Origin of the sequence: Dendronalium phyllosphericum CENA369, assembly GCF_016056275.1 — a bacterium.
Lineage (GTDB): Bacteria > Cyanobacteriota > Cyanobacteriia > Cyanobacteriales > Nostocaceae > Dendronalium > Dendronalium phyllosphericum.
This window is the reverse complement of the sequence record NZ_JAECZA010000020.1, coordinates 36,732-58,323: the sequence shown is the minus strand read 5'-3', so window position 1 is coordinate 58,323 and position 21,592 is coordinate 36,732. Positions and strand designations below refer to the sequence as shown.

Genomic DNA, 21,592 nt, shown 5'->3' with positions numbered 1-21,592 from the left:
TTCGGATTTGTCAGTAAAATTGCCAACCGTGGATTCATAACTTAATCATTCTCTACTGCTAAAATCGCCCATTCCCTTGGACAATATGCTTGACTGTCGTTAAAGTTTCCAAACTAATAAATCCCCGACGGTGGCCTTTTTGGTTAGACATACCCAAAAATACAGAATCTCCTCGCGAAGGGTTGCGGGAAAAACGCGGGGAAGCGTTGATGTAGGTAGAGGCGCTGTTAACTCCTAGGGCAAACTGCCGACTTTCTTGATAAGATTCTGTGACAATACCATCAGCATGACCGCTACTGTATTGATTAATCCAAGCGATCGCAGCCTCTAAGCTATCCACTAGTTTAAAAGCTATTGTCTTGGTTAAATAAGCGTTGCTCCACTCGCCTTCCCTAGCTAGCTGCAACTGAGGAAACGCCTCTACCAGTTCTGCATCGCCTTTTATTTCAAAGCCTTTTTCCTTTAAGCTGTTCCATAAAACAGCCAAAGATGATGGCAAGGCTTGGCGATGAATTAACACCTTTTCAATGGCATTAACTGGGTCTGGTTGGCTTTGATGACTGTTGAGAATCATCCAGCGTACCATCTCTAAGCTGGCATTCAGCGACCAGTAAAGGTAACAGTTACCCATAGCTGATTTTAAGACTGGGCAAGTAGCCTGTCGCATTACCTGCTGCACTAAGCTGGAACGTCCGTAGGGAATTACTAAATTTAGGTAATGGTCTTGAGTAATTAAATCCCGAATTGAAGCACCATGTTCTGCGGGAATTAATTCTAAACAGCCTGTTGGTAGACCAATTTCAGCAAGAGCGTTTTGCAATACAAGAGCGATCGCTTCATTAGAATGGCTAGCTTCAGCACCACCTTTGAGAATTATACTATTACCAGTTTTAATACAAAAACCAGCGGCGATCGCTCCTAGATCGGGAAAGGCTTCATAAATAAATCCAATTACTCCCAAGGGCATTAATTGGGTGTAACTCTGGGAATCTTCTAGCTGATAGTCAGCTGTTCTGACGCGCCGCAGTGGATCTGATAGTTCCCCCAACCTTTGGAGAATTTCTACTGTCGCCTCCAGCCGTGTGGGAGTCAGTTTCAGCCAATCCAAGATTATTTCTGGCACTGCCATTTCCTTACTGGCTTCTAGATCCAAAGTATTGGCTTCTAAAATGTCGTCAAATGAGCGTTCTAGCGCCCGTGCCATCGCCAAAACAGCGCGACTGCGGTCTGCTCCCTTTGTGAACCCCAATTTTAGGGAAGCTTGATAAGCGCGTTTAGCACTAATAATTGGTTTGGGGTTATCGTCCAAAGTGTCAACGGTCATGGAATTAACGTCTGTAGGTAAGCCAGACCATAAGTGCTGGCAGAATGGCCAACAGCACCGCTACCATTGCCCAAGCAATAATGCTCGAACCATTTGCCAATCGCAGTGCTAGTGGTAACCATATAATCACTAGCACGAAAATAATGCCCAATGCTATCGGCAAATAGCTTTCTCCCAGACGAGAATGGACAACATGCCAACTATTTCCCGTCCAGCGCCAAGCTCGCTTATAGGGATAGGTGGTAGAAAGCTGTTCTAGGATATGTCCATTATCTTCTACTACAAAGATTTGCTGACAGCGATCGCAACCAAATGCTTCTGTCAGGGTAATAGGAATCAACCGTCCCCGACGACGACAGGGACAGGGGTATTCGGTGTTGAAATCGATTTTTTCTGGTTTTTGAGATTGCACAAGCGTTCTAATAACTTGAGCGTGTTTTTTACATCAACTGCGAGAATATGCTCCCTTAGTAAATATTTTGGGGCTTTTCTCAATAATTAACTTTTTATATCAATAGGGAGCCAAATACTGACTTTAACTGTCGTATCCGCACTCTCAGAATCAGTAAATCTGATTTACCTATATCTATCTGTCATCCTTCCCTGGATTGGACAATCTTGTTTAAAAGTTTCCTTGTCTTCATCTGTGGCTTCAAATGTAATGTGGTTGCTTTGGTTGGGCATTTGTTGTGCTTGTATGTCTGCTACAATTCTAAGCTTACGTGGCGATAACTTCTAAAACAACTCGTTAGGGAAAGCTACGCTTGCTCATGCAAGGCAGAAGGAAAGAAATTAAGCTAGCTTAACTGCTAAAAGACGTACTTTGCACCTGATAACATTACTATTAACCTAGCCAGCTTTTATTCAGTGTAATATACCCTACACAATACGAATTTAGCCAATAATAAGGATTCTAGCCAAACTAGCCTTAGCTCAGAATAAATTAAAACTGGTATTTATATTTATTAATAAGCGGGTAACGCGATTCGAACGCGCGACATTCACCTTGGCAAGGTGACGCTCTACCACTGAGCTATACCCGCAGTTACCAATTAAATATAAATATCTCAGATTTATCCTTATTTGTCAACCCCAGAGTTTTGGGAGATGAGGGAGATGAGGGAGCAGGGGGGGATGAGGGAGAATAACTTTCGACCTCCGACTTGCAACTTACGACTTCTGCCTCCTGACCACTAACAACTGACAACTGACAACTGACGACTGACTTAACTGAGTTCTTCTGACTCTGCTGTTAGATTGCCGACGCTGGCATTTTGAAAAGAGGCTGGTAAAGATTGGGGATTCAGAGAATACGGCTCTGCTAAGTTAGAGCGAAGTTGCCGCATGAGACTGGCCATTTCTAGAGCATTGAGAGCGTAATCCCAGCCATGATTGGCTTTAATGCCTGCTCTTTCTAAGGCTTGCTGCATGGTATCTACTGTCAAAATGCCAAAAATTACTGGTACTCCGGTTTGAAAGCTTGCGGCAGCAATACCTTTAGCAACTTCAGAGGATACATAATCAAAGTGGGGTGTTTGTCCTCGGATCACAGCACCCAGACAAATTACAGCATCATAACGATGTGAGAGTGCCAACTGGCGAGCTACAATCGGTACTTCAAAACTACCTGGAACCCAAACGTAGTCTACTTGATTACCGTGAGGATTAGGATCTACGCCGTGGCGTTTTAGGCAATCTTGACATCCCTCTAGCAGCTTTGCGGTAACAAGGTCATTGAATCGACCAATGACCACTGCAAAACGCAAAGGTTCTGTTTGAGTAAAAGTTCCCTCGAAAACTGCCATGACTGCCTCTAAAATCAACTATACTCTTGCCAATATACATTTCTTCTTTAAATGCAGAAGAGCAGGAAAACACAATTAGGTAAAAAGAACTGTCTTTTACCCTTGACTTGGCTTTCCTGCTCTTGTAGTCCCTATGCTATTTGCCTGCACTAGGGCGAAGCTATTGCTTAGACCACAAAAAAGTTTAATACACCAACCAAAAGCACTAAAGCTATCCAAACTCCAGAACCAAGCCAAAGCAGCCTTTTTGATTCAACCCAATTTTGCGGAGTTGCATAAGCAACAGGTACGCCAACAACTAAAACAAAAGACAACACGACTAGAGATATCAAAGCCAATTGGAATATTATGGTCATTTTTGCTTCTCCCAAGACAGCGAAATACTAAAAATAGAATATCCTAAAGAGCGACACTAACTGTTTTCCCTTATTTGTAAGCTAGCAGAAATTGCGTCACTATGGTCATTAGTTAGTTGTCAGTTGTCAGTTGTCAGTTGTCAGTTGTCAGTTGTTACTACTGACCATTAATTCTCAAGGAATTGGCCAATTACTCATTTTGGAAACAAAACTAGCGTGCTGACTTACCACTGACTACTGACCACTAACCATTGACCACTGACAAGTATGGATTTAATTCTCTGCCACACAACAGTTGATTTTGACGCACTAGGTGCAGCGGTAGGGTTAAGTCGCCTATTACCAGGAAGTAAGATTGTGCTGACTGGGGGAGCGCACCCACCTGTAAGAGATTTTTTGGCTTTATATCGAGATGAATATCCACTCATTGAAAGGCGTTCGGTCAATGCGGAAACTATTCGTTCTTTGACAGTGGTGGATACGCAACAGCGCGATCGCTTGGGTAAAGTTGCTGAATGGTTAGATTTACCCAATATCCAAAAAATTATAGTTTACGACCATCACCTCGGACAAGAATCGGATATCCCGGCTACCCAGTCTTATATTGAGCGAGTCGGAGCCACAACGACTTTAATGGTAGAGCAATTGCAACAACAGCAAATGTCTCTGACTCCTGCTGTGGCCACAGTTATGGCTTTGGGTATCCACGTTGATACTGGCTCGTTGACATTTGATAGTGCGACTTCGCGGGATGCTCTAGCTTTGGCTTGGTTGATGCAACAAGGAGCTAGTCTATCAGTAATTTCTACTTATCTCGACCCTGGTTTGTCTCCTCAGCTACAACGATTGTTAACCGAGGCACTAGAAAAATTACAATCTTTTTGTTTGCGGGGATATACCATCGCTTGGGTAACTCTAAAAACAGATAAGTTTGTCCCAGGTTTATCGAGTATTGCTTCGCAACTAACTGAACTCACGGAAATAGATGCTTTACTGTTGGCAAATGAGTATGCTTTGGGAGAAGATGAGACGCGTTTAACTGTAATTGGGCGATCGCAAATTCCTGGTGTCGATCTCAATCAATTATTCCAAACAATGGGCGGTGGCGGTCATTCGCAAGCAGCATCGCTGAACCTGCGAGGAGTAAACGCCCAAGAAACCCTCCAGCAAATGTTAGACTCCATCAAAGCTACAATTCCCCATCCTCCTACAGCCAGGGATTTGATGTCCTCCCCTATCCGCGCTATCCGTCCCGAAACGACGATTGAAGAAGCGCAGCGCATTTTATTACGTTACGGACATTCTGGTTTATCTGTAGTCGATACTCAAGGACAACTAGTAGGTATTATTTCCCGGCGGGATTTGGATATCGCCTTACACCACGGATTTAGTCATGCACCAGTCAAAGGCTACATGACCACAAATCTCAAAACTATTGCACCGGATACGATACTGCCACAAATTCAAGCGTTAATGGTGACATACGATATCGGACGTTTACCTGTATTGGAAAATGGACAGTTAGTAGGTATTGTTACTCGCACAGATATTTTGCGAGAACTACATCAGGTAGAGGGGCAGAGGGGTAGAGGAGTAGAGAGGCAAGAGGGTAAACAAGGAGAAGATGTTAAGTTTACCAGCTTAGTGCAATTACGCGATCGCCTTGCTCCTAAATTGTGGCAATTGCTTACCAAGGCATCGCAAGCAGCCGAAAAACGAGGTTGGCATTTGTATCTTGTCGGCGGTGCGGTGCGGGATTTGCTGTTAGCCGACACAACAGGCACTTTGATGATTAAAGACATTGACCTTGTAGTTGATGGCTTTCACAAATCAGCAGATGTTGGGGCTGGGGTAGAACTAGCAAAAGCACTCCAGCAAATTTATCCGGCTGCGCGTTTAGAAATTCACGGGGCTTTTCAAACTGCTGCTTTGTTATGGCACAAAGACCCAGAATTCGATTCTCTATGGGTAGATATTGCCACTGCTAGAACAGAATTCTATCCTTATCCAGCAGCAAATCCAGAAGTTGAGGCGAGTTCAATTCGCCAAGATTTGTATCGCCGCGACTTTACTATTAATGCAATGGCACTGAGGCTTACCTCTCCCCGTGCTGGTGAATTACTCGATTTCTTCGGTGGTTTACTAGATTTACACGCAAAGCAAATTCGCGTTTTACACGCCAACAGCTTTATCGAAGACCCCACCCGTATTTATCGCGGGGTGCGCTTTGCTGTGCGTTTTAATTTTGAAATTGAACCGCAAACAAAAGAATATATCCGCTATGCCATCAATAGCGGCGTTTACGATCGCACTACTCAAGAAAATAGCAGAACTCCAGCGCTGCAAACTAGACTTAAAGCAGAATTAAAACACATCCTAGAAGCCCCTTATTGGAAGTCGGCTTTGCAGTTACTTGACGACTTAGGAGCGTTGCAGTGTATTCATCCTACTCTCAAACTAGAGCGGGAACTTCTGTGGCAACTACGTTTGCTAGAACGCTGTTTGCAACGATTTGACCCGCAACAGACTCTAATTCATTGGCAAATGCGTTTAGAAGCATTAATTGCCCACTTAGCCCCTGAATATCGAGCCAAAGTTGCAGAAAATCTGCAATTGCCAGAAGACAGTATCGCTAGATTGAAGAACTTAGCCCAAAGCTTGTGTCAAATTGTCGAATCCTTACCTAATTGCCAAAGTCCCAGTCAGGTGGTGCAGTTATTAAGACAATTTGATTTGCCAATGCTAATTTTAATTGCCACATACAGTCCACGCGTCTCTAAACTGAGACGGCAGATATGGCATTATTTAACAGTTTGGTCTCATGTCCAGCCGATATTAAATGGTAATGACCTGAAAAAATTAGGTTATAAACCAGGGCCGCAGTATCGGCAAATTTTAGATAATTTATTGACTGCTACCTTGGATGGAGCTATTAGCGATCGCATTCAGGCTGAAGAGTTTTTAGCACAACATTATCCTAAATAAATTGTTGGGCGATCGCTGATTTTGTGGCAAAAACTTGCATTAGAAATTATCCAATCGAATATCCTTCCAAATATCAGAAACCTGCCACCCAGAATTGCCAACAGATTGGACTATTGGGTTATCGCGTACCGGAATGTAGTTAGATTCTCTAATCTCTATATTAGAGATTTGTTTTTCAACTACTGGTTCTGGATGGTCGAAAGTCTCTGCTGGAAAACTTTGTTCTTCTGATTCCTCCATGATCTTGATTTTGTTAAGGAGGAGCTTTTCAGATTTTTTGATTAGTTTCATATCTATCTATATTAAAACTTTGAAAAAGACATTAAAAAATGAAAATCTGAATATAGATTTTGAAGTAGACTACTATAGCCTTTCAAGAATCTTTAGGAAGATTTACATTTGACTTGGATGAAGTCGAATGTCGAAAAAACTACATAAGCTAAACTAGGATACAGCAGATTTATTGAAAATACCAGCAATCTATCGAGAAATTTAGAAAATTGAGACGAAGAACTATGCTAGCTCTCTATTGTCTGCGATCGCTCTTGCTTGGGAAGACACTTCCAATAAAAAAATTTCTGCACTATGCATAAAAAAGGAACTAGGAACTTCATACTTCTTGAATAAGTGAGAAAAGATTGACATATTAACCGAGAAGTATTGACTAAGAAACTGAGTAATAGTATTTTTACTCAGCACTCAGCAACGCCAGTTGCTTCAACAGAGGGAACCTCCGCAACGCACTGGCTCCTCAGCACTCAGCACTCAGCACTCAGCACTCTCAAGCTAGAGACCCGATTCAATCGTACTACCGTTTACCGTCATAGACTGCCAATCTGGCACAAGAGCTACTGAAATTTTTCAAGTCGCAGACTTATGTTGCTGTTGGAGGGGACTGCTTCATCGGAAATCCATTGTTCGCATTGAGGACACATTGGTATATCCCGGTCACGATTACCAGGGACGAACAGTATCTACATATTGGTAAAGAAAAACTCTGGAATTCCAGGTTTGTGGGACGCAGCCGCAGCCAGTTCATCGAGTTAATGAACAACCTCAACCTACCTACGCCCAAGAAAATGCTAGAAGCGATACCTGCAAATCAACATTATGTCCGAGTTTAAGTAGCGATGGTATTAATTTTGGCAGCAGTCTTGGTCGAGTTTCTGTTTGAGTGGGAATACTAAGTTTAGCTAACCTAATTTTTGGAAAAATTTGTGAGGCTTTAACTTATGCCAGAAATTAATAATATTGGTGATTATTTAGCTCATCCTTTAGTCAGATATCGCAATCATTTAGAATTTAATGGATATCAGGTTCAAGAAGATAACGATTTACTTTTATGTCGTCATCCTAGAAAGCATAATTTACTAGTTAAGCATATTCCTCATAGAGGAGTATTAATTAGAGCACTTTACTCTTCCAAACCCAATATTCATAAAATGTCTCTTCTAGAATATGTCAACGAGTTAAATTCAGAGTTTATGTTTATGAAGGCATATATTCACAATCCAGAAAATAACCTGTTCATAGAAACTTTTTCTGAAGGTGAATATGACAGAATCATATTTTCTATTCTTCTAGATAATCTCGAATACGATATGGAATTGTTTAGCAACCATCAATTAACACGAGAGTATTTACAGTAAATAATTTGGCAATAAAAATTTAATCTATGTAAGCAAATTCCCAATTTATTTAAGGGTGCGTTACCCGATAACGCACCCGATAATTTAAATTTCTTAATTATAGTTGTAAATATTTTTCCAACGAACATTGCTTCAATAGAAATCAAGTTTATGTAAGCGGGCAGCATAACACTACACAAGAGACCTCTTGCAGAAGTCGGGAAAAGGTTTAGTATTTTCCCTTTCCCTTTAACCTTTTCCCTTTGACCACAAGAGTGCAAAAAGCACTTTTGCTCATAGGTCTACGCTAACCCCAAGGGCTACCTCACCACACTGTCTGACGACGCGACAGGCTCAATTTTGTACAAAATCTCAAATTCCAAATAGAATAACGCTTCACTTACTGTTATCTCAACAATCTTTCTGGGCAAACTAGTCTTAATAACTTCAGGAATTACAAAAAAATTATCTCACCTAAAGTTGTTGACTGTTAACAGTCAACAATAGCTATTGCTCGTTTAAAGTCATGTGTTGAAATTAGGAAATAAAGTGGAATACTAAGCTTGAAAGGTTTGCAAGTCATAATTTTAATTAACACATCTTAATAAATGATAACAAAACTTAATTTTTTTGATTATGAGATTATTTCCATCAAAGCGCAAGTTGAGCATCTAATCCTAGTAGAGGCGGAGGTGTTTCATGTCGCCAGTTAGCTTGAGAAAAATTTTTCATAAAAAAGAATTGCCGTCTTTGGTTGAAAATTTAGTCTATCAGTTCAATATTGCCATTGATGTCGAGCTTGTAGACGGCAGTAAACTGATTAGCATTGGGGAGCAAACTGGGGAAAATCGTTATCCCATTGAGGTATCAGGAGAAATCATCGGTTGGGTTATTGGGGAAGAAAAAGCAACCCTAGTGGCAACTTTACTCTCATTGGTGGCAAAACAGGAATCTGAGAAGAAGGTACTCGCCATAGAATTGCTGGAGCGATACCAAGAAATTGATTTGTTTGAGGATATCTCGACTAAGCTCACAACGAGTTTGGATACGCGACAGATAGCCCAACTGGTACTTCAAGAAATGAGTCAATTGATTGAATCATCTGGAGGCATAATCTTGCTCCTCAATTCCGATGCTACAGCATTTGACATCATTGCTGAATTTGGCATGTTTTTTGACGACCAGCCACCAAAACCGGGCAAGGGAATTATTGGCAGTATTGTAGAATCTGGTCGGGCAGAACTTGTCAATAATGTGCAAGCCGATCCGCGATTAGAGGGGCAAAAAAGCGTTAAATCGTTAATTTGTGCGCCATTAAGAGCAAAAGAACACATACTAGGAGCGATCGCCATTGGTAGCCAAAAAACTGACTCATATACAGCCGAACACTTGAAGTTAGTAAGTATCTTTGGTTCGCAAACCGCGATCGCGATTGAAAAAGCTTTGCTTTACGAGCAAAGTATCCAAGCAACTGCCCAAGCAAAAGCCCAGACACAGAAGCTTCAGCAAGCTCTCCAAGACTTACAACTAGCACAAACCCAGTTAATCCAAAGCGAGAAAATGTCGAGTTTGGGGCAACTGATTGCTGGAGTTGCCCATGAAATCAATAACCCAGTTAACTTTATTTCTGGCAATTTGAATCATGTTGCTGAATACGCTCAAGACTTGTTGCACCTGCTGCGAGACTATCAGAGATTTGTACCTGTTCCTCCACCAGATTTGCAATCAGAGTTAGACGCTATCGATTTGGAATTTCTCATGCAGGATCTGCCTAAGCTACTGGATTCAATGAAGCTTGGCACAGATCGCATTGTGGAAATTGTCCAATCTTTGAAAAACTTCTCTCGCCACGACCAAGCAGAAATGAAAGCCGTTAATATCCACGATGGTATCGACGGCACATTGATGATTCTTCGCCATCGCCTGAAAGCGGTCGCTCGCCGTCCGACAATTGAAATCGTCAAAGATTATGCAAAACTTCCTTTAATTGAGTGCTATCCCGGACAACTGAATCAGGTGTTTATGAACATCTTAGTAAACGCCATTGATGCCTTAGAAGAGCGAATGGTAAATGAGGAATTGGCAACTCAGCAGTCAGAATTAATTCAAGATTCCCCTACTTCCTACTCTCCACTGCCTACTCCTCAAATCATTATTCGCACTGAAGTCTTCGACGAACAGTGGATTTTGATTCGCATTGCCGACAACGGCCTGGGTATGAAAGAGGGAGTAATTCGACGCATTTACGATCCCTTTTTCACCACTAAAGAAATTGGCAAGGGAACCGGGTTAGGTATGGCCATCAGCCACCAAATTATTGTGGAAAGACACCGAGGAGTTCTCAAATGTCGTTCGCAACCGGGTGAAGGAACAGAATTCTGGATTCAAATTCCAGTGAATTGTTCGGTGGAGACTTCCGAGGCAAAGAGTTACACGATTTCTACTCCCAAGAACGCGATCGCCTCGCCAATTTTCCTTGCCGATCCATCCTCCACTTCTGATACAGACGGCTTTATTCCATCAACAACTCCAATACTTAAACCAACTGACTTACTGATCCGCCACACTCAACTGATCCGGCGACTTTCACAGCAAAATCCAGAAGTTACCACTGCATCACCCGACCACATTTACCAGATATTCCAACGCCACCCAATTTCGTTAAAACTGTACGCTACTTTGTTGTCTTGCTTCTATTGTCCTCACTCTAACCAGCAACAGGATTAATCCCAAATTAGGACTAATCAAAAACTCTCTCAAAGCCTCTTTTCTAAGCTTTGTAAAGCCACTACTCTTCGAGAAAAGGAAACCTCAACCATGTCTAGCAAACTTGAGGAATACAATCGGCAGTTATTTGAACAATGTCCCGTTGGTTTGGTACTGTGCCAAATAGATGGAACATTGATTGATATTAATCCTGCTTATGCTGCCATTTTAGGACGCAATATTTCGGAAACTTTAAATCTTACTTACTGGCAAATTACCCCAGAAAAGTATGCTGCCACCGAGCAATCTATACTGGAATATTTGGAACGAACAGGTAGTTATGGCCCTTATGAGAAAGAGTACATTCACAAAGACGGGCATCTAGTTCCTGTCAGGCTTTCTGGACGGCTAATTGAAAAGGATGGAGAACGCCTGATCTGGTCGAGTGTGGAAGACATCAGCAACCTCAAGCGTGCCGAAGAGGAAGGCCTACACTCCGAAAAAATCTTAAAACGGAGCGAAGCCCGATATCGTTCTCTGATAAAAGCTAATACGCAAATTATCTGGGTCAGCACACCAGAAGGAATTTGCTTTGAATTGACAGACTGGATTGCCTACACAGGTCAAAGTCTAGCTGAAGCTGAGAATGGGGGCTGGATTGATGCCGTACATCCCGACGATCGCGGCTATACCGGAGAAGCTTGGGGTATTGCCGTAGCAAACCGGAGTATGTATCAAATTGAATACCGAATTCGCGGCAAAGATGGCAATTATCGCTACTTTTGGGTCTGGGGTGCCCCCGTCATCGAAGAAGACGGCAGCGTTCGGGAGTGGATTGGCACTTGCACCGATATTCAAGATCGCAAACTAGCAGAAGCCGAAAATCAACGGCTGAAAGAACGATATCGTTCTTTAGTAACTGCCACCTCACAGATTGTCTGGGGAGCTACACCAGAAGGACTGGGGATTAGCAGTGAAATGCTCACTTGGATAGCTTATACGGGGCAGACTGAAGAGGAGGTCGAGGGTTGGGGCTGGGTCGATCCAATTCACCCTGATGACCGTGCCCACTCCGCCGATGACTGGAATCGGGCTGTGGCCAACCGAAGTATCTATGAAACCGAGTACCGACTGCGGGGCAAGGATGGCATCTACCGCTACTTTTCAGTTTGTGGTGCTCCTGTACTGGAAGAAGACGGCAGTATTCGAGAGTGGATTGGCACCTGCACCGACATTCACGAGCGCAAGCTGGCAGAAGCCGAAAATCAACGATTGTTGGACATGTTAAATCATTCTAGCGATGCGATCGTGGTGCGCGACATGAATGAAAAAATCTCTTACTGGAATCAAGGAGCAGAAAGGCTCTATGGTTGGACTCGTGAGGAAGTCAAAGACCGATACATTCACACATTTTTGAACACCACTTTTCCCAAACCTTTAGAAGAAATCATGGCAGACTTATTACACCAAGGGAATTGGGAAGGAGAAGTGCAACACATCACCCGTGACGGCAGAGCGATTGTGGTTCAGAGCCGCTGGACTTTACAACGGGATTTATTTGGTCAACCCTGCGCGGTGCTGAAAATTAATACCGATATCACTGCCCGCAAACAAGCAGAAATTGCTCTGCGGCAATTGAATCAACAACTCGAAGCGAGAGTTGCAGAACGCACGGCTGCCCTGCAAAATACCCTAGCAGAAGCGCAAGGTTTAAATGCAATTTTGGATAACTTAGCAGATGGTCTTTTGGTAGCAGATACCACTGGGCAAATTACTCACTTCAATCCTGCCTTTTTAGCTATGCATGGATTGACAGCTAACGCCGTCAGCGGTCACTATCGGGAACTGCCAATATCCGGTTTAGCAAATTTAATTGAACAAACCCAGTCCCATCCTCAAGAGGTATTTGCTGCTGAAGTTTCACTAGCAAAAGAACGTATCGGTCAGGCAGTGGCAAGCGCTATCTTCAAAAAAGCGACAGTCAACGAACCTGCTACCTGTTTCGGTTCGGCGCTGCTGATTCGGGATATCACGGCGGAAAAAGAAATCGACCAGATGAAAACCGACTTTATTTCCACAGTTTCCCACGAACTCAGGACACCACTGACCTCTGTCCTCGGTTTTGCCTCCATTATTAAAGAAAAGCTGGAAACTGATGTGTTCCCCATGCTTTCTACCGAAGACCGCAAACTTCAGAAAACGATCCAGCGGGTGGATAATAATCTCAACATTATTGTGTCGGAAGCAGAACGGCTGACTTCTCTGATTAATGATGTTTTAGATATTGCCAAGATGGAAGCAGGTAAAGTGGAATGGCAGATGCAGCCCATCGACCCCAGCGAGTTACTAGATTGGGCAACTACTTCCACAGCAGGATTGTTTGAAACCAACGGTTTGCAGCTAATTAGCGAGATTGAATCTAGACTGCCTCAAATTGTCGGCGATCGCAATCGTCTGCTGCAAGTCCTGATTAACTTGATTTCCAATGCTGTTAAATTCACTAACTCCGGTTGTGTAATTTGTCGTGTTGGACTACACAACGACGGTGTTTGCATTAGCGTCATCGACACAGGCATTGGTATTGCACTAGAAGACCAACCCAAAGTCTTCGAGAAATTCCGCCAAGTTGGTGACACTCTTACCGACAAACCCAAAGGTACAGGACTAGGACTGCCAATTTGCAAGCAAATCATCGATCATCACGGTGGTAGAATCTGGGTAGAGAGTGAATTAGGAAAAGGTAGCACCTTCTCGTTCGTTATTCCCATTTACACCAGCTACAACAAAATTAATACCAATTTGAATCTGGATGCGCTAGTTAAACAGCTCAAAGAACACGTCATCACCACAAATACCGTGCCAAACGAAAAGCGCAAAACCATTCTGGTAGTGGATGATGATGCCAACATTCGAGAACTGCTCCGCCAACAACTAGAAAACGAAGGCTATAACGTTCGAGAAGCAAAAGATGGTATGGATGCAATTCATCAAATCAAAATAGCTCGTCCCGATTTGATTCTCCTAGACGTGATGATGCCCCAAATCAACGGTTTTGATGTGGCGGCTGTTCTCAAAAACGACCCCAAAACCTCAGAGATTCCGATTATCATCCTGTCAATTATTGAAAATAAAGAACGAGGCTACCACATTGGTATCGATCGCTATCTCACTAAGCCTATTCAAACAGAGAAACTTCTCAACGAAATTGTCTCGCTGCTTTCTCAGGGCACTTCGAGTAAAAAGGTTATGGTTGTTGATAAAAATGCCTCAACCTTAAAAATCATATCCGATGTACTACAAACTCAGGGATACAGCGTCATTGAAGCCTCTGACCCCCAAGAATGCATTAATAAAGCACTCTCAACCAAACCTGACACGATCATCATCGATTCTATCTTCTCTCAAGAAGCTGACTTAGTGAAAAGCCTACGGTTTGCAAAGGGGTTGGAGAATGTATTTTTTATTATGCTGTCCGATCGCTAATTGTTTGGGGACTAATTAATTAAAAATATAAAATTCCAAATTTTTAAATTTTAATTTTTCCCAGAGTCTACCCAATCGCTAATCCCCAATTCTCACTTTCCAAAACATATGATGCAGAAAATTCTCATTGTTGACGACGAACCTAATATCGTAATTTTAATGGAACAAGCCCTAGAAGCATTAGAAGATCGGGGGGTTGAACTTTTGACTGCTAGAAATGGAGAAGAAGCCCTCGAAACTATTAAAACCGAAAAACCAAACTTGGTGTTTCTCGATGTGATGATGCCTAAAATGAGTGGTCTAGAAGTCTGCCATACCGTTAAACACGACTTGCAAATGACTGATATCTATATTGTAATGTTAACAGCAAAGGGGCAGGAATTTGATAAACAAAAAGGAATTGACGTTGGTGCTGACTTATATCTAACTAAACCATTTCGCCCCAAAGAAGTACTGGAAAAATCTAAGCAGGTATTAGGCTTTTAAAAATTCATTGCGAATTTAGACAAGATAATAAGGCTCAAACTAGGCAATTTAGAATCCTTTATTTCGTTACCTAAATTGAACTTCTTGATTAAATCAAGTAAAGATAGTTACATTTACCTTCAGGCGATCGCCTCTTAAAAGCCAAAACTTTTTTCAGATTTTCATAACCGTAAAACATCTCAAACAATCAAAGTGGTAACTCAAGTAATGTAAGATTTTGGAGATAGTAAAAGGCGATTAAAAGAGTCTGAATAGAATGGCACAAGATCGAAAGTCAACAGTTGTAATTACAGGGGCCTCTTCGGGGGTTGGTTTGTATGCAGCGAAAGCACTTGCCGAAAAAGGATGGCATGTGGTGATGGCCTGCCGGGATACAATCAAAGCACAAAAAGCTGCCCAAGCTGTAGGAATGACCCAAGACAGCTACACCATTATGCTTATTGACCTCGGCTCGTTGGAAAGTGTGCGCCGATTTGTGAATAACTTTCGAGCCACTGGTAAATCTTTAGATGCTTTGCTGTGTAACGCTGCAATTTATATGCCTTTGTTAAAAGAGCCGTTACGCAGCCCAGAAGGCTACGAGCTAACTATGACTACCAATCACCTCGGTCATTTCCTCCTATGCAACTTGATGCTTGAGGATCTGAAAAAGTCATCTGCCTCAGAACGGCGACTTGTGATTTTGGGCACTGTAACCCACAACCCCGACGAACTGGGTGGAAAGATTCCACCGCGTCCAGACTTGGGGGATTTGCAGGGCTTTGCAGAGGGCTTTAAACCGCCGATATCAATGATTGATGGCAAGAAGTTTGAACCTGTGAAAGCCTACAAAGACAGCAAGGTTTGTAACGTCTTAACTATGCGGGAGTTACATCACCGCTATCACGATTCTACTGGTATCGTCTTCAGTTCTCTCTATCCGGGATGCGTTGCCGAAACGCCACTATTCCGCAACCACTATCCTTTATTTCAAAAACTCTTCCCCTTGTTCCAAAAGCATATTACTGGAGGATACGTCTCGCAAGAGTTAGCAGGGGAGCGAGTTGCAGCAGTGGTTGCCGATCCGGAATACGGCCAATCTGGTGCTTATTGGAGTTGGGGAAATCGCCAAAAGAAAGATGGTAAATCTTTTGTGCAAAAAGTCTCTCCTCAAGCCCGCGACGATGAAAAAGCCGAGCGCCTGTGGGAACTGAGCGAAAAGTTAGTGGCACTTGTGCCAAGTACAACAGTTTATTAAGTTATTAGGGTGGGATTTTGTGATGTTGCAATTACTTGCCTTAAAGACTAGGGGCGATCGCCACGATCTAACCAATCAATTGAGCGGTTGCATACTCTCTTGACTCCTACTGAAGACAGATATACAATTTTTATCAAACAGAAGGGGAGTAGCTGCTGGCACAAAAATTATCAGCCAGTACACCTGAATCAACATACTGGCGATGAGCCTGGTTCAGGTGACGAGTAATAAATATTTGGAAGCGAGACCTTCACTGAGTTCACACCCAAGAGTGTGAAGCTTAGTGAAGTATTGCACTCTCATTAAGCTTCACATCGATTAGCGATTCTTCAGGAGCTTGAGAGAGTGTTAACAGCTTTTACCGCAGGTTTACTACTAATTACAGTTTCAGAGCTAGGGGATAAAACTTTTTTTATCGCCGTAATTTTAGCGATGCACCACTCCCGGCGGCTGGTATTCATTGGTGTGATAGCCGCTTTAGCTGCGATGACCATACTTTCGGTGCTATTAGGACAAACAGTATCTTTACTGCCAAAAAATTATATTCACTACGCCGAAATAGTTTTGTTTATTGCCTTTGGTTTGAGGCTGTTGTACCAAGCTAAGAAAATGCCTGCTGCTTGTGATACAGAAGTAGTAGAAGAAGCAGAAGCAGCAGTAAAACAAGCAGATTTACAATTACCAAAGCAAAAAAGTTCCTGGGCAATTTTAACAGAAGCATTTCTATTAACATTTATGGCCGAGTGGGGCGATCGCACGCAAATTGCCACTATTGCTTTAGCAGCAGGAAATAATCCCATAGGAGTAACAATCGGTGCAATTTTAGGACATGCCATTTGTGCCGCGATCGCTGTTATCGGTGGCAAAATGATTGCGGGTCGCATCTCAGAACGCCAACTCACCTTTGCTGGTGGATGCCTATTTCTAATTTTTGGTGTAGTTGCTGCCATAGAAGGAGCGTGAGGAGTTAAGAGTTTTATCTCCCTCATCTTCCTCATCTCCCTCATCTCCCCCAGTTTCCTCATGGCGACGGTGCAGGTGATGCAGCCGGAGTTGGAGTAGGAGAAGCGGTTGCTGCTTTGTTAATTTCGTCTTTATACTTGGCAGGAGCTAAAGCCACAGCACTATCAAATAAAGGTTTTGCTTCTGTAACCTTTCCTTGTTGTTTCAAGAGCATCGCTTTTGCTAAAACGGGACGGAAATCTTTAGGATCTTTCTTAATTGCTTGGTCGAATACAGAGGTAGCTTGAGCGTAGCGTTTCTGCGAGGCATGAACGTTGCCTAGTAAAACCTGCACTGCAACTGTATCTACACTTCCAGGCTGAATTGTATTTGCTTGAGCTGCATTTTTGAGCGTGTCTTGCAGCAAGCCAATAGCGGCTTCTGGGCGTTGCTGATTTAGCAAAAGAGCTACCATTCCCTGCAAAGCATTCAAATCACCAGGTTTTGTATCTAAAATAGAGCGGTATGCTTGGGCAGCTCCTTCCTTATCGCCAATTTGTTGCTTTGCTTGAGCTAATAACACTCCGTATTGTGTATTTTCTGGATTCAGCTTTGCTAGTTTTTCTAGAGGTTCAATCACCCCTTGAATATTTCCTTGTTTTAAACTCAATAGTTGTAGCCGTGCCTGCAATAAGCCTTTGAGAGCAGTTTGATTGTCTGGTTCTCTTTGCAAAACCAGTTCATAACCTCGTTCTTCGTCTTCCAATTTTGATTTTTGGTCAGAGGAAGCTAAACCACCTCTAGTACTACCATTATTCTGGTTTGTGGATGGCGTATTATTAAATGCTCCAATTATGGGAACCACTGAAACACCTACAAAAACAAGAACTGCCAGCACCAAAATGACCTGAACTATCCAACGGTTGCGCGGTTGAGACACTGTTTTGTACTTCTCCAGAACTCTAATGACATTATTATTTACATAAATCGGAAAGTTAAAAATTTCCAAAACTTTGCGGAATACCGCCAATGGTCTGTGAATTTTATAACAAATAACTATCTACGCTGCTCTAGTAATTGATGACTTTAGGAGGAGCCATCAAAATAGTAGCTATGATATGCTTCCGAAACTAGTATAAAGGCGCTAAATTACAGATTTATGGTATAAAGCTAAATTTAGCGTCTTGCAGATTGGATGAGGCGCTCTAGTGTGACTTTGGGGAAAGTAAATATACTTTCTTTACTCCGCACAAACGCTCTTTTCATCTGCTTTCGTAAAATCCCACAATTGGGATGTGTCTCCGCCGCAAGGAGTTTTTATGAATTCCGACCTGATGCCTTCGCCTGAATCCTCCAATGCCTCCAACGAGCCTCAAATCAATATAGAGGCAACCGCTAATGTTCATACAGTAGCAACCCAGTCTCCTAAACTTGAAAATTCGCCCGTTAACCCTAGCGAAACTGCCTCAAATGGGAACTTAGCAAATCGGCAGCAACCGATTCCACCTCCCAGCGAACCGATGCAGTACCGAGCGATTGGGTTAGTCCGGGGTCGCTACCTTGCCAGTAGCGAACAATTTACTCAAGGTACATTGCTGACTGTAGATGGTGTAGAACTCAACGCCGTCCTTCTCGGTCGGATTATGAGTTTAGTCAAGAATCATTTAGACCTCGAAAAAGATCATCTGTGGGTAGTTTATCCACGCACAAGGCAAGAAAATGACACCTTGCATATCCAAATTGTAGGCGTTTGGGAGCCAGAAAATCTGGCTCAACATGCCATTGAGGAAGACAAGGAATCGGGGTCACAAGAATTGCCGTCCCCCGATGAAGATTTAACTGACAATCCAGAAGAAACTATCAGCGACTTAGCACCTTCATCTGACATTCCAGATGGTGGTTTTTCTGTTCGAGGTGAAGTAGTTTACCAATCTTTTGACGCTAAAAGCTTAGTGGTCAAAATTAAGCAGGCTGCACGAAAACCGACTGAAAAACCCAAATATTTTAAGCTAAAACTGCGGGGTGTGCTGACTACTAAAGCAGTGGGTAAGTTTTGGGACTTCCAAGTCAAGCGAGAAGCTGACGTATTAGTAGTAGAAAATGCTGAGGCGATCGCTGAATTGCCGAAAAAACGCAGGCCACCATTTGCTAAAGGTGGCCCTCGTGGTGGTGGTGGTGGTAGTAGAAAACCATTTCCCCCCAGACGTAGTACTGGAGAAACACCACGTCCAATTAAGAAAACCAGCGGCGATGCGCCTGTAGTGTCAAAACCTATACCAAAAGCACCCGCCCCTAAACCGATTAAACGACCAAAACCAACACAAGAATAAAACAAAAGTAAAAAGGTAAAAGAAAAAGTAAATTCTTTTCTTTTACCTTTTTACTTTTAAGTAACTACACAAAATTAATTACAGTCATTGCGAGCAAAGCTGCTTTGCGTCTACATTTCACTGCCCTTTAGGCAACCCAAAAAAGTACGCTAAATTTACAGCCGTAGTTACACCCTTTAGGACAATTGCGATTGCTCAAAACTTTACAGCAAATGACTCTTGGAAAGACTTGGGTTAATCGCGTCTCTACTGCTAACTCAGCACTCAGCACTTTGCTAATGCTTTGAACATTGTGTAATTAATTATTCCACATTTTGTCGGTCTTTCAAGTCAACGGACGGTAGACACGATAGTTGATGTTGGGGAAGATATTATCCATTAACTCGACTTTTTCTAGCCAGCTGCTGTCGATTTTACCGATTTTCGCGTCTTCGTAGAGCTTGTTGAACCGCATGAGGTGCGATCGCGTCCGCCGGACTGCATAAGGCACCATTGTCCCCGTTCGCATAATAAATGCCCAGTCAGAAGATTGCGCTAATAGTAATTCCCGTGCTGCTTGGTTCAGCGCCCGCCACTGCAACTCATCCTCTGGTTCTAGGTGCGATATCTCAATCATGCGTTCTGCCGCTTTGTGCAAATGCGGGTAAATCCAAGCATTTGTTTCGTTCAACCAATACTCATGAAATCCTTTGTAACCCCAACTCGATTGCGAAGGACGGCACACTTGCTGAGTAGGTTGTGCCCGTAAATAATCTGCTAAATGAGTCATTGCATAAGTTCCTTGGTCATACCACGATTTCCGGAACAGATAATCAATGAACCAAGGCCCTTCATACCACCAATGCCCAAATAACTCTGCGTCGTAGGGCGAAACAATAATCGGTGGACGCTGCATAATACCATGTAGGTGTTCGGCTTGCCGTTCTCTGTTATACATGAAATTATCAGCATGTTCGGCTGCCTTTTCTCGCGCCCAATAAGGATCGTAGAGTGCCTTATCTGAAAGCCCTAAGCCACGTCCAGTAATTTTGTGATATTTAATTCCCGTATTTTTCCGCTGACCGTTGGGCATGATGTAGGGCTTAATGTAATCATATTCAGCTTCCCAGCCCAAATCTTTATAAAATTCCCGATATTCCGCTGCACCAGGATAGCCGACTTCCGAAGACCATACTTGCTGAGAAGATTCATGATCTCGACCAAAAGCAGCAACACCAGTTTCTGTAAAAATTGGAGCATAAGTACCAAAGCGCGGACGGGGACGAGCGTAAAGAATACCATGCCCATCGGTGAGGAAATAGCGCAACCCGGCATCTGCCAACATCCGCTCTACACCTTCATAGTAAGCGCATTCTGGCAACCAAATACCTCTGGGTGCTTGTCCAAAGGTTTGCTCGTAGTGTTCGCAAGCTACCTGAATTTGTGCCCATACGGCTTGCGGATACATTTTCATCAGCGGTAAATAGCCGTGAGTAGCACCGCAAGTAATAATTTCTAGATTATTGCTGTCTTGGAACTGCTTAAAAGCAGTCACCAAATCGCCTTTATAGCTTTCCCAAATCTGACGTGCTTCGTTAAACTCAGTAGCGTAATGCTCGGCTAGATAACGAATATGTCCGTTGTGGGCATTATGCTCGACTTCCAGTTCTGTAAGTTCTTCTAGCTTGGCTAAGTGGGCATCATAGCGTTCTTGCAGCAGCGGATCGCGGAGCATCGACACTAAAGGAGGTGTCATACTCATCGTGATTTTAAAGTCGATGCCGTCTCGCTTTAAGCCTTCAAATACTTTCAATAGAGGAATGTAGGTTTCAGTGATGGCTTCATAAAGCCATTCTTCCTCCAGCACATAGTCACTTTCTGGGTGACGAACGAAGGGCAAGTGTGCGTGGAGTACAAGCGCGACGTAGCCAATAGCCATAATGATTCTGGGGTGGTACTTGTAAGTTGAAGGTCGAGGAGTGTGGCCGAAATTAACAATATTTTAAGACTTTATCGGGATCGTTATAGTATTTCGTGATTTTTTCCCAATCAATACCACATCTAGGGATTAACCTGAGTTCGCGATCAGCCCAAAGCATGATTCTATCGTTGACTGAAACTCCTATAGGATTTATGCAAAAGACCTCTCAAACTCTCATACCTCTGTGGCCTCTGCGCCCACCGAAGTTTGCAAGGGCGGGGGGAACCCTCCGAAGTTGACGACAGTTGCCTCAAGTCGAGCCACTGCCTTGCGGGGGTTCCCCCCGTTGTGGCAAGTGGCGTGGGAAACCCGCCCACAGCACTGTCTCCTCCACTTGGTGAGGAAGTTCA

15 protein-coding genes, 1 tRNA gene and 1 pseudogene are annotated in these 21,592 nt (G+C 43.1%); 9 read left to right on the top strand and 8 right to left on the bottom strand.

Translation table 11 applies throughout. The features are described from left to right. Positions 1-58: 58 nt before the first annotated feature. The 5 genes from I8752_RS07725 to psbZ form a co-directional block, all read right to left on the bottom strand. Positions 59-1,324, bottom strand: coding sequence for a glutamate-5-semialdehyde dehydrogenase (locus tag I8752_RS07725; protein ID WP_214431729.1), 1,266 nt, complete (start codon positions 1,322-1,324; stop codon positions 59-61). A 4-nt stretch (positions 1,325-1,328) separates the two neighbouring features. Continuing rightward, positions 1,329-1,736, bottom strand: a complete 408-nt coding sequence (locus I8752_RS07720) for a hypothetical protein (protein WP_214431728.1) — start codon at positions 1,734-1,736, stop codon at positions 1,329-1,331. Positions 1,737-2,295: 559 nt separating this feature from the next. Further along, positions 2,296-2,367 (bottom strand) — tRNA-Gly (locus tag I8752_RS07715). A 183-nt stretch (positions 2,368-2,550) separates the two neighbouring features. Further along, positions 2,551-3,129 carry a 6,7-dimethyl-8-ribityllumazine synthase gene (gene ribH / locus I8752_RS07710; protein ID WP_214431727.1) on the bottom strand — a complete coding sequence of 193 codons (579 nt, stop codon included), beginning with the start codon at positions 3,127-3,129 and terminating at the stop codon, positions 2,551-2,553. A gap of 167 nt (positions 3,130-3,296) precedes the next feature. Continuing rightward, the gene (psbZ, locus tag I8752_RS07705; RefSeq protein ID WP_214431726.1) at positions 3,297-3,485 is read right to left on the bottom strand and encodes a photosystem II reaction center protein PsbZ; all 189 of its coding nucleotides are present in this window, start codon (positions 3,483-3,485) and stop codon (positions 3,297-3,299) included. Positions 3,486-3,752: 267 nt separating this feature from the next. Here psbZ and I8752_RS07700 point away from each other — a divergent pair, with 267 nt between their 5' ends. Next, positions 3,753-6,470: a CBS domain-containing protein gene (locus I8752_RS07700; RefSeq protein ID WP_214431725.1), complete on the top strand. Its 2,718-nt coding sequence runs from the start codon at positions 3,753-3,755 to the stop codon at positions 6,468-6,470. A 39-nt stretch (positions 6,471-6,509) separates the two neighbouring features. On the opposite strand, the gene I8752_RS07695 is transcribed toward I8752_RS07700, so the two are convergent. Beyond that, entirely contained in the window at positions 6,510-6,761 is a 252-nt protein-coding gene (locus I8752_RS07695; protein WP_214431724.1) for a hypothetical protein, read from the bottom strand. A gap of 634 nt (positions 6,762-7,395) precedes the next feature. Here I8752_RS07695 and I8752_RS07690 point away from each other — a divergent pair. From I8752_RS07690 to I8752_RS07660, 7 genes and pseudogenes are all read left to right on the top strand, one after another. Then, positions 7,396-7,594, top strand: a pseudogene (locus I8752_RS07690) (MBL fold metallo-hydrolase); the annotation flags it as partial. Positions 7,595-7,702: 108 nt separating this feature from the next. Continuing rightward, positions 7,703-8,119 (top strand): DNA mismatch repair protein, encoded by a 417-nt coding sequence (locus I8752_RS07685; protein ID WP_214431723.1) that lies wholly within the window; start codon positions 7,703-7,705, stop codon positions 8,117-8,119. A 678-nt stretch (positions 8,120-8,797) separates the two neighbouring features. Next, the gene (locus I8752_RS07680; RefSeq protein WP_214431722.1) at positions 8,798-10,825 is read left to right on the top strand and encodes a GAF domain-containing sensor histidine kinase; all 2,028 of its coding nucleotides are present in this window, start codon (positions 8,798-8,800) and stop codon (positions 10,823-10,825) included. 90 nt (positions 10,826-10,915) lie between these two features. Further along, positions 10,916-14,287 (top strand): PAS domain S-box protein, encoded by a 3,372-nt coding sequence (locus tag I8752_RS07675; protein WP_214431721.1) that lies wholly within the window; start codon positions 10,916-10,918, stop codon positions 14,285-14,287. A gap of 108 nt (positions 14,288-14,395) precedes the next feature. Then, positions 14,396-14,773, top strand: a complete 378-nt coding sequence (locus I8752_RS07670) for a response regulator transcription factor (RefSeq protein ID WP_214431720.1) — start codon at positions 14,396-14,398, stop codon at positions 14,771-14,773. 256 nt (positions 14,774-15,029) lie between these two features. Further along, the gene (locus I8752_RS07665; protein ID WP_214431719.1) at positions 15,030-16,010 is read left to right on the top strand and encodes a protochlorophyllide reductase; all 981 of its coding nucleotides are present in this window, start codon (positions 15,030-15,032) and stop codon (positions 16,008-16,010) included. Between the two features lie 345 nt (positions 16,011-16,355). Beyond that, entirely contained in the window at positions 16,356-16,973 is a 618-nt protein-coding gene (locus I8752_RS07660; protein ID WP_214431718.1) for a TMEM165/GDT1 family protein, read from the top strand. 58 nt (positions 16,974-17,031) lie between these two features. Here I8752_RS07660 and I8752_RS07655 read toward each other — a convergent pair whose 3' ends face one another. Then, entirely contained in the window at positions 17,032-17,892 is an 861-nt protein-coding gene (locus I8752_RS07655; RefSeq protein WP_214431717.1) for a tetratricopeptide repeat protein, read from the bottom strand. 379 nt (positions 17,893-18,271) lie between these two features. Between I8752_RS07655 and I8752_RS07650 the strand changes: the two genes are divergently transcribed. Next, the gene (locus I8752_RS07650; RefSeq protein ID WP_214431716.1) at positions 18,272-19,282 is read left to right on the top strand and encodes a hypothetical protein; all 1,011 of its coding nucleotides are present in this window, start codon (positions 18,272-18,274) and stop codon (positions 19,280-19,282) included. Between the two features lie 325 nt (positions 19,283-19,607). Here the strand turns inward: I8752_RS07650 and I8752_RS07645 are convergent, their stop codons facing one another. Next, a complete protein-coding gene (locus I8752_RS07645; RefSeq protein ID WP_214431715.1) occupies positions 19,608-21,200 on the bottom strand; it encodes a glycoside hydrolase family 57 protein in 1,593 nt (530 codons plus the stop codon). Positions 21,201-21,592: the final 392 nt, after the last annotated feature.